Consider the following 7,768-nt stretch of genomic DNA (forward strand, 5'->3'; position numbering starts at 1 on the left):
TTCCGCTACTCCCGAGGCTACGCGCCAACGACCAGCCTGATCACCGCAAATGACGGAGAATCACACGCAAGGAACGAAGCGCGCATGCCCGAGGAAGTCGAGTGGCGGCTGCCCCGTCACGCCCGCAGTGTGGGCCGAGCCCGAGCCCTCCTCCGCGACCAGGCCACCTCCTGGAAGCTCCCGGACGAGGTGACGGAGACGGCCGTACTCCTGCTCAGCGAGCTGATGACGAACGCTTACCGCCACGCGAAGGTCTCCCCCGACCGCGAGATCTGGACCCGCTGCATCCTGGAGGTCGACCGTCTCCGCGTGTCAGTGGCGGACGCGAACGACATCCGGCCGACGCCCCGGGAAGCCTCGGCGGACGACGAGTCCGGCAGAGGCCTCACGCTGGTGACCGCCCTCGCGGACACCTGGGGCGCGGAACCCCGGCCCCGTGGAATCGGAAAGACGGTCTGGTTCGAACTCTCCCCCAGGCCTAAGGATGCCCAGCCAGAGATCGACTAGACCAGCCTCCGTGCCGTCGCCCACCGCGTCAGCTCGTGCCGGTTCGACAGCTGGAGCTTCCGCAGGACCGCCGAGACATGGGACTCCACCGTCTTCACGGAGATGAAGAGCTGCTTGGCGATCTCCTTGTAGGCATAGCCGCGGGCGATGAGCCGCAGTACCTCGCGCTCGCGCTGGGTGAGGCGGTCGAGGTCCTCGTCGACGGGTGGGGCGTCGGTGGAGGCGAAGGCGTCGAGGACGAAGCCGGCCAGGCGCGGGGAGAAGACGGCGTCGCCCTCCTGGACGCGGAAGATGGAGTTGATCAGATCCGTGCCGGTGATCGTCTTCGTGACGTAGCCCCTCGCGCCGCCGCGGATCACGCCGATCACGTCCTCCGCCGCGTCCGAGACGGACAGGGCGAGGAAACGGACGGGCTGCTCGGTGTCGGCCATCAACGGGGCGCAGCGGCGCAGGACTTCGACCCCGCCGCCGCCCGGGAGGTGGACGTCGAGGAGGACGACCTCGGGTCGGGTCGCGGTGATGACCGTGACCGCCTGGTCGACGTCCGCGGCCTCGCCGACGACCTCGACGCCGGTCTGCTCGGTCTGGCCGATCTCGGCCTGTACGCCCGTACGGAACATGCGGTGGTCGTCGACGAGCACCACACGCACGTGCCGCTGGGCCGGGCCGCCGCCAGGCGTCGGCTCCGTGGCCTCCGCGTTGGTCTCGGTCGGGTCGCTCATGACGTCTTCTCCGCCCTCTCCATCTCCAGCTCGACCTCCGTGCCGCCGTCCGGCACCGCGCGCAGCCGCGCCGTGCCGCCGTTGCGCTCCATGCGGCCGATGATCGATTCTCTAACGCCCATGCGGTCGGCGGGTATCGAGTCGAGGTCGAAGCCGGGGCCGCGGTCGCGGACGGACACGAAGACCGTCTTGCCCTCGACTTCGGCGTAGACCTGGACGGCGCCGCCCTCGCCACCGTACTTGGCGGCGTTCACCATCGCCTCGCGTGCGGCCTGCATCTGTGCGCCGATTCTCTCGTCGAGTGGGCAGTCGCCGACGACGACCACCTCTATGGGGACGCCGTGCTTGTCCTCCACCTCCGCGGCGTTGCGCCGCACCGCGTCGGCGAGGGTGGTGGGCTCGTCGGCCTCGTCCTTGCCGGTGCCCTCGGGCTTGTAGAGCCAGGTGCGCAGGTCACGCTCCTGGGCGCGGGCGAGGCGGCGCACCTCCGCCGCGTTCTCCGCGTTGCGCTGGATCAGGGTCAGGGTGTGCAGCACCGAGTCGTGGACGTGGGCGGCGACCTCCGCGCGCTCCTGGGCGCGGATGCGCATCAGGCGCTCCTCGGAGAGGTCCTGGGTCATGCGCACCAGATAGGGACCGGCCAGCAGCGTTATGCCGACGAGGACCGCGAGCGCCGCCTGGAGGACCGAGCCGAGGTGGGCGGCGGAGCCCTGCAGGACGAAGATGCCGGAGACGCCGGCGGTGACGAGGAGTACACCGGCGCCCGCGCGCAGCAGCGTGAGCGTACGGCGGCGGCGGCCGACCTCGACCCAGCGGGCCCGGCGGGCGTTGTCCGCCTGGCGCCAGACGAGGGCGACGCCCGCGGCGACGAAGACGGTCGGCCAGAGGTAGGCCCGCGCTCCGTTGCCGAGATTCACATTGCCCACGAAGACCATGGCCACGACGACCATGAGGAGCAGGGCCACGATCTGACCCTTGTCCGGCCGGCGGGCGATGAGCTTGCGGCGGCCGTCCGGCGACGTCTCGGTGGTGACGAGGGACGGAGGCCGCTGGCCGCCGACTCCGCCGACGCCGAGCGGCACGAAGAACCAGAACGCGGCATACAGCAGGGCGCCGAGGCCGTCCGCCATGAACAGGCCGACGAAGACGAGCCGCACCCAGATCACGGGCAGCCCGAGGTGTCCGGCGAGCCCCCGCGCCACGCCACCGAGCCAGCGTCCGTCACTGCTGCGGTAGAGCTTGCGCGGCGGCCGCGGTTCGACGAGTGGCGCTGCTGCGGCTTCCGGCATGCCATCGATGTTCACACGACCTGAGGGCCCGGGCATCAGGGTCGGCCCCGGAGACTCCCCTGATGTTCGCCTCCCAGGCCTGTCGAACGCTTCCCCGGCGCCGGCTCAGGGCAGATATCAGGGTCCGGCCAGGGTCATACCGACTGCCGCAGCGACGACGCGCCCGTCACCATGGACACATGACAGAGCACCAGCACGCCTCGGACGCCGTGCCCGGCGAGGGCCCGGGGCCGACGGCCCCGGGTGCGGGCGGACAGCCGGGCCCGACCGCGGAGCCGGGGCCCGCCGGGCAGCCGACCGTGGCCGACGGATCCGGCGCGGCGGCGCCCGGCGAGGCCGAGCTGCCCCGCAAGTTCCGGCGCGACCGGCGGCACAAGATGCTCGCCGGGGTCTGCGCGGGGCTCGGGCGGCAGTGCGACATGGATCCGGTGATCTTCCGGATCACCCTCGCGGTGCTCTCCGCGACCGGCGGCATCGGCCTCCTCTTCTACGGCTTCGCCTGGCTCTTCGTCCCGTACGACGACGAGGACGAGAACGAGGTGCGCAAGCTGCTGACCGGCCGCGTCGACGGCCAGGCGCTGACGGCCGTGCTGTTCGCGCTGATCGGCTGCGGGGTGTTCCTCACGCTGCTGAGCAACGGCGGCGTGCTCACCTTCGCCATCGTCCTCTCCCTCCTCCTCGCGGGCGCCGGGTACTGGTCGCGGCAGCGCGGCGCTCCCGACACCGACCCGCTGGCGGCCCAGGCCGTCGCCGACGCCCCGCCGGAGGCCCAGGCACCGCCGGTGCCCGTCGCCTACCCGTCCTGGTGGCGCGACCCCATCGTCAAGGACGGCACGCACGTGGGCGGCACGGGCTATCTGTGGGGCCCCCAGGACTCCCGCGACCGGGACCTCGCGGCCGCCGTCAACATCGGCCTGGGCGCCTCATGGGGCGGCCGCCAGGACATATACCCCCCGCGCGCGCGGCAGCCCAAGCCGCGCGGCCCCCGCTGGATCGGCGGCTGGGTCTTCCTGTTCGCCCTGCTAGCGGGCGGCCTCGGCACCCGCCTGACGTGGGACGACCAGACACTCGGCACCAGCCTGCAGACCGGCCTGGCGTGCGCGCTCGTCGTCTTCGGCGTCGGCATCGCGGTCAGCGCGTTCCTGGGCCGGACCGGGGCGGGGTCGATCTTCCTGGCGATCGTCACGGCGGCCCTGCTCGCCACCTCGGCGGCCCTGCCGAAGGACATCAGCACACACTGGGAGCGCACGACCTGGCGGCCCGCCACGGCGACGAACGTCCAGCCGGACTACGAACTCGGCACCGGCGTCGGAACCCTGGACCTGAGCCGACTGGACCTCGCCGAAGGGCAGACCGTAGCCACACAGGCCGACGTCGGTATGGGCCAGCTGCGGGTGATCGTGCCCGCGGACGTGACCGTGAAAGTGAGCATGGACGTGGGGGTGGGCGACATCCAGTTGCCGGGCGACGACGAGAAGGACGTGGACGTGGCGCCGGGCAAGCACAAGGAGGTGACCCTGTCGCCGACGACCGGCGGCAAGGGCACCGGCACACTCGACCTCGACCTCAGGGTCGGCATCGGGCAGGCGGAGGTGAGCCGTGCTACGTCATGAGTTCCAGCCCGGAAAGCTGGTCGCCGGACTCTTCCTCATCCTCGCGGGCGTCATCTACTCCGGTGACGCGGGCGGCCTCTGGGACACCCCGTGGTTCGCGATCATCCCCCTCGTCACGGCCGGCCTCTGCCTGGCAGGCGCGGTCGGCGTCCTGACCCGGGTCATACGCAAACGCCGCGGACCGGGCCGTACGGAGCCGATCGGGGCACAGCCGAACCCCTCCGGGGCACAGCCGGAGCCGCCCCTGTGACGGTGGCGGCGTTACCGGTTACCTGTAGGCCCCGGCCCGCTGTCGTCGCCGCGTGCGGAGGGCGGCGTCCAGGGAGAGGACGGGAGCGCCCGCGAGGACCAGGGGCAGCCAGGCCATGAGGTAGATGAGGTCGTTGCCGTAGTAGTACGGCTCGGTGGCCCAGCTCACGGTCAGCCACAGGCTGAGCGAGATCAGCGCGCCGCCGACCGCGGCCAGACGGGCGAGCAGCCCGATCAGGATGCCGACACCGACGGCGAGCTCACCGATGGCGATGGCGTAGCCGAAGCCGACGGGATTCTTCAGGGACAGGTCGACCAGGGCCGGGATGGCCGAGGAATCGCGGACGGTGCGCATCAGGTCGCCGACCGAGCCGGATCCGGCGTCCTTCATGAAGGCGCTGTCGGTGAGTTTGTCCAAACCGGCGTAGATGAAGGTGACGCCGAGGAAGACGCGGAGTGGGAGCAGGGCGTAACGAGTGGCGGCATCCCGCCAGTCCCGGCCACCGTTCAGGTAGGGGGTGTGCGTGTCCGTACGAATGCCGTGAGTCATCGCTCGTAGCCGCCTCTCGCCCGCGCGTGCCGTGACCCCTCAAAAAGACGATACGTACGACAGGGGAAACCCGCTCACTCCTGTCGCAAAATTCTCCGACAGGCACCCGGCGTGGGTGCGGATTTCGCCGGGGGCTCCGCCCCCGGACCCCCGGGCCTATGCCCACCCCACCACCCGACTCGGTCGGCCAAGAGGTGGCCGTAGAAACCGAGTACCCGCACCCAGCCGCGCAGGCCGCCGCAGGCACCCGCACCGTCACTCCGTCACCTCGATCGCATACCGATTCGTCTCCACCCCGGCCGCAGTCACCACCTGCACCTCCACCCGCCCAGGCTCCACATCCACCGGCACCGGCACCGTCAGGACCGCATCCGTGGGGTTGCTGAAACCACCGGTCACCGGCACCAACGGCACGCGCACATTCACCGCACCGATGCGCACGACCATCCGCGACAACCGATCCGCCCCCTGCGCCCCCGGCGGCACGAACCCGGCTCCCCGGATCTCGACGTCGTCACCGGTGCGGATCGGACCGTCCAGGTCACCGGCCTCCCGCGCCCGCACCACGGACAGAATCACCGGCCGACCCCCTTCCGCGTACTTGCCCGCCAGATACGTCCCCGCCGACACCAGCACCACCACGGCCAGCCCCCACGGCAGATCCGGCAACTGATCCGGCCGCCGGCCCAACCGCACCGCCGCGAACAGCAGCGCCACACCGCTGATCACGACGTACTGAATGTCCGCGAAGGTCCCCCGCCCCGCATCGTCCGTCAACAGATCGGCGGCCCTCGGCCGATCCGCCCGCACCTTCTGCAACCGCTGCCCCAGCACCCGCAGTCCGACCACCCGCCGCACCAGCACGGCGATCGCACACACCACGGCGAGCACGGTCACCACACCCGCGCCCCGGGCGAGTCCAAGCCCGGAGATCAGCGCGTCACGCTCGGCATGCCCCGAGGCAGCCGCCAGACGACCCACCAGCACCAACACCGCGTACGCGACGAACAGCACCCAACCCGCCGCCACCGCACGCGACGTGGACAGCCGGTTGTCCTCACCGATCACCGGCGCCAGCGCACCGCCCCGCGCCCGGTGGAACCACGACGCAGCCGTCAGCGCCCCGGCCACCACGAACGCCGCGAGCAGCCCAGCCGTACGCGCGGCGGTCCAGCCGGCCCCGATCGCCGTCAACGCCTGCGCCAGCAGCAACACCACGACCAGCGCCCACACCGCACACGCCGTACGGCGCCACAGCAGCGCCAGCCAGGCCTCGCCCTCGGCCCGGCCGCGTTCGGCGACGAGTTCCGCGGACTGGGTCAGCTCCTCCGAGATCCACTGCCGGGAGGCGGACGTCGAGTGGGCCACGCCCGCGGGCAGCCCCTGCCCCGCCGCGAACCGGTCCCGCTTCAACAGGAATTCGGCCACCGCCCGCCGATGCCCCGCACGCGCCCCGTGCGGACAGTCCCCACAGGTACAACCACCCGCGTGCCCAGCTCCATACGCGCCGCTATACGCACCGCCGTACTCGCCGCCGTACGTACCCCCGGACGCACCACCGCGAGCACCACCAGCCGCGCCCTGTCTCGCCTCCTGCACCGCCACGCCCGACGCCCGCCTTCCCAGGACCCTCACTCCACAACTCCCCACCACCGACAGCGAATTGTGCCCTACGTCACCCCACCCCGTCCGCCGGCTCCACTCAGCGTGGGTGAAGCCGAGCCCGCCGTGTTGACCCGGCTGCGAGAATTTGTCCATGGCCGAGATCATCCAGCGCGACGGGACCTGGGCCTTCGACGGCAGCACGGTCAGGATCACGCCGGGTCTCCACCGGTCCGTGCCGCTGTTCCGGCAGACGTACGGAGAGATTGCCGTGCCCCTGGAGGCCGTCGCGGGCGTCGTCTTCGAGCCCGAACGCAAGCGCGGCCGGCTGCGCATGCGGCTGCGCGAGGGTGCCGATCCGCTCCTCCAAGCAACCGGCGGACGGCTGCCCGATCCGGCCGACCCGTACCGTCTGCTGGTGGACATCGACCGCGCCGGAGTCGCCGAGTACGTGGCCGAGGAGATCCGCAACGCCCTGCTCCTGGAGCAGATCCCCAAGGAGCCGACCAAGGCCTACCTCCTGCCCGGCCCGCCGGTCCCGGTGTCGGTGCGTTCCTCCGACGGCACGGTCTCCTTCGACGGCATCCAGGTCCGTATCGACTGGTCCGACACCTCCGAGCGGGTCAAACGCGCCACGGGCCCGCGGATCATCAACATCGGCGACCTCGTCCAGGTCGAGTGGCTGCCCAACTCCGGCTACGAGGACGGCTTCCTGCGCTTCATGACCCAGGAGACGGTGTTCTCCAAACTGCCGCCCGAGAAGGATCCGTACGCCCTGGACCTGTGGGGCAGCGCCCGCCGCGACCTGCTCACGGCCCTCGTCGCCACCGCGGTCACCGCCCGGCTGCCGCACCCGTCCACCCGCACCGGTATCGAGCAGGACGGGCAGCGCGCCGCCCGCCCCCGACCGGCGGCGTCCGTACCGCCGCCGGCCGACCATCACGACGTACTCCTTCGCAGGCTGCGGGAGTTGGGCGAGCTGCACCGTGACGGGGTCCTCACGGACGAGGAGTTCGCGATGACGAAGGCTGCCGTACTCCGAGGGTTCTAGTGACCTGAGTCGGAGATTCGTCGTTGGTTCGGTATGAGTCGTCCGGGTCCGAAGATTCCGCCGTTGTCGGTGACCGATGCCCAGCGGGCCGTGCTGGAGGGCTGGGTGCGTCGCCGCACGACGGCTCAGGCGCTGGCCCAGCGGTCGCGGATCGTGCTGGAGTGCGCCGACGGGCACTCGATCAT

At 71.4% G+C, this 7,768-nt stretch carries 8 protein-coding genes; 4 read left to right on the forward strand and 4 right to left on the reverse strand.

All coding sequences use genetic code 11. The features are described from left to right. The first annotated feature begins 84 nt into the window (after positions 1-84). Positions 85-507, forward strand: coding sequence for an ATP-binding protein (locus ABT063_RS17535; RefSeq protein WP_351058222.1), 423 nt, complete (start codon positions 85-87; stop codon positions 505-507). Here the strand turns inward: ABT063_RS17535 and ABT063_RS17540 are convergent. Both ABT063_RS17540 and ABT063_RS17545 read right to left on the reverse strand, forming a co-directional pair. Beyond that, positions 504-1,229, reverse strand: a complete 726-nt coding sequence (locus ABT063_RS17540; RefSeq protein ID WP_351058223.1) for a LuxR C-terminal-related transcriptional regulator — start codon at positions 1,227-1,229, stop codon at positions 504-506. The two genes, ABT063_RS17535 and ABT063_RS17540, sit on opposite strands and share 4 nt — an antisense overlap. Next, positions 1,226-2,518 (reverse strand): ATP-binding protein, encoded by a 1,293-nt coding sequence (locus tag ABT063_RS17545; RefSeq protein WP_351058224.1) that lies wholly within the window; start codon positions 2,516-2,518, stop codon positions 1,226-1,228. Before ABT063_RS17545 ends, ABT063_RS17540 begins: the two co-directional genes overlap by 4 nt. 179 nt (positions 2,519-2,697) lie before the next feature. Here ABT063_RS17545 and ABT063_RS17550 point away from each other — a divergent pair, with 179 nt between their 5' ends. Both ABT063_RS17550 and ABT063_RS17555 read left to right on the forward strand, forming a co-directional pair. Then, a complete protein-coding gene (locus tag ABT063_RS17550) occupies positions 2,698-4,131 on the forward strand; it encodes a PspC domain-containing protein (RefSeq protein ID WP_351058225.1) in 1,434 nt (477 codons plus the stop codon). Further along, positions 4,118-4,381 carry a hypothetical protein gene (locus ABT063_RS17555; protein ID WP_351058226.1) on the forward strand — a complete coding sequence of 88 codons (264 nt, stop codon included), beginning with the start codon at positions 4,118-4,120 and terminating at the stop codon, positions 4,379-4,381. Before ABT063_RS17550 ends, ABT063_RS17555 begins: the two co-directional genes overlap by 14 nt. Positions 4,382-4,399: 18 nt before the next feature. On the opposite strand, the gene ABT063_RS17560 is transcribed toward ABT063_RS17555, so the two are convergent. Together ABT063_RS17560 and ABT063_RS17565 are read right to left on the reverse strand one after the other, a co-directional pair. Then, positions 4,400-4,930, reverse strand: coding sequence for a DoxX family protein (locus tag ABT063_RS17560; protein ID WP_351058227.1), 531 nt, complete (start codon positions 4,928-4,930; stop codon positions 4,400-4,402). A gap of 255 nt (positions 4,931-5,185) precedes the next feature. After that, positions 5,186-6,535 carry a hypothetical protein gene (locus tag ABT063_RS17565; RefSeq protein WP_502990837.1) on the reverse strand — a complete coding sequence of 450 codons (1,350 nt, stop codon included), beginning with the start codon at positions 6,533-6,535 and terminating at the stop codon, positions 5,186-5,188. A 151-nt stretch (positions 6,536-6,686) separates the two neighbouring features. Here ABT063_RS17565 and ABT063_RS17570 point away from each other — a divergent pair, with 151 nt between their 5' ends. After that, entirely contained in the window at positions 6,687-7,583 is an 897-nt protein-coding gene (locus tag ABT063_RS17570; protein ID WP_351058228.1) for a DUF4429 domain-containing protein, read from the forward strand. The last annotated feature ends 185 nt before the right edge of the window (positions 7,584-7,768 follow it).

This window comes from Streptomyces sp. NPDC002838 (genome assembly GCF_040295365.1).
Lineage (GTDB): Bacteria > Actinomycetota > Actinomycetes > Streptomycetales > Streptomycetaceae > Streptomyces.

Coding starts and splice junctions, on each gene's coding strand:
- ABT063_RS17535 (WP_351058222.1), top strand. CDS start 85: ATGCCCGAGGAAGTCGAGTGGCGGCTGCCCCGTCACGCCCGCAGTGTG.
- ABT063_RS17540 (WP_351058223.1), bottom strand. CDS start 1,229: ATGAGCGACCCGACCGAGACCAACGCGGAGGCCACGGAGCCGACGCCT.
- ABT063_RS17545 (WP_351058224.1), bottom strand. CDS start 2,518: ATGCCGGAAGCCGCAGCAGCGCCACTCGTCGAACCGCGGCCGCCGCGC.
- ABT063_RS17550 (WP_351058225.1), top strand. CDS start 2,698: ATGACAGAGCACCAGCACGCCTCGGACGCCGTGCCCGGCGAGGGCCCG.
- ABT063_RS17560 (WP_351058227.1), bottom strand. CDS start 4,930: ATGACTCACGGCATTCGTACGGACACGCACACCCCCTACCTGAACGGT.
- ABT063_RS17570 (WP_351058228.1), top strand. CDS start 6,687: ATGGCCGAGATCATCCAGCGCGACGGGACCTGGGCCTTCGACGGCAGC.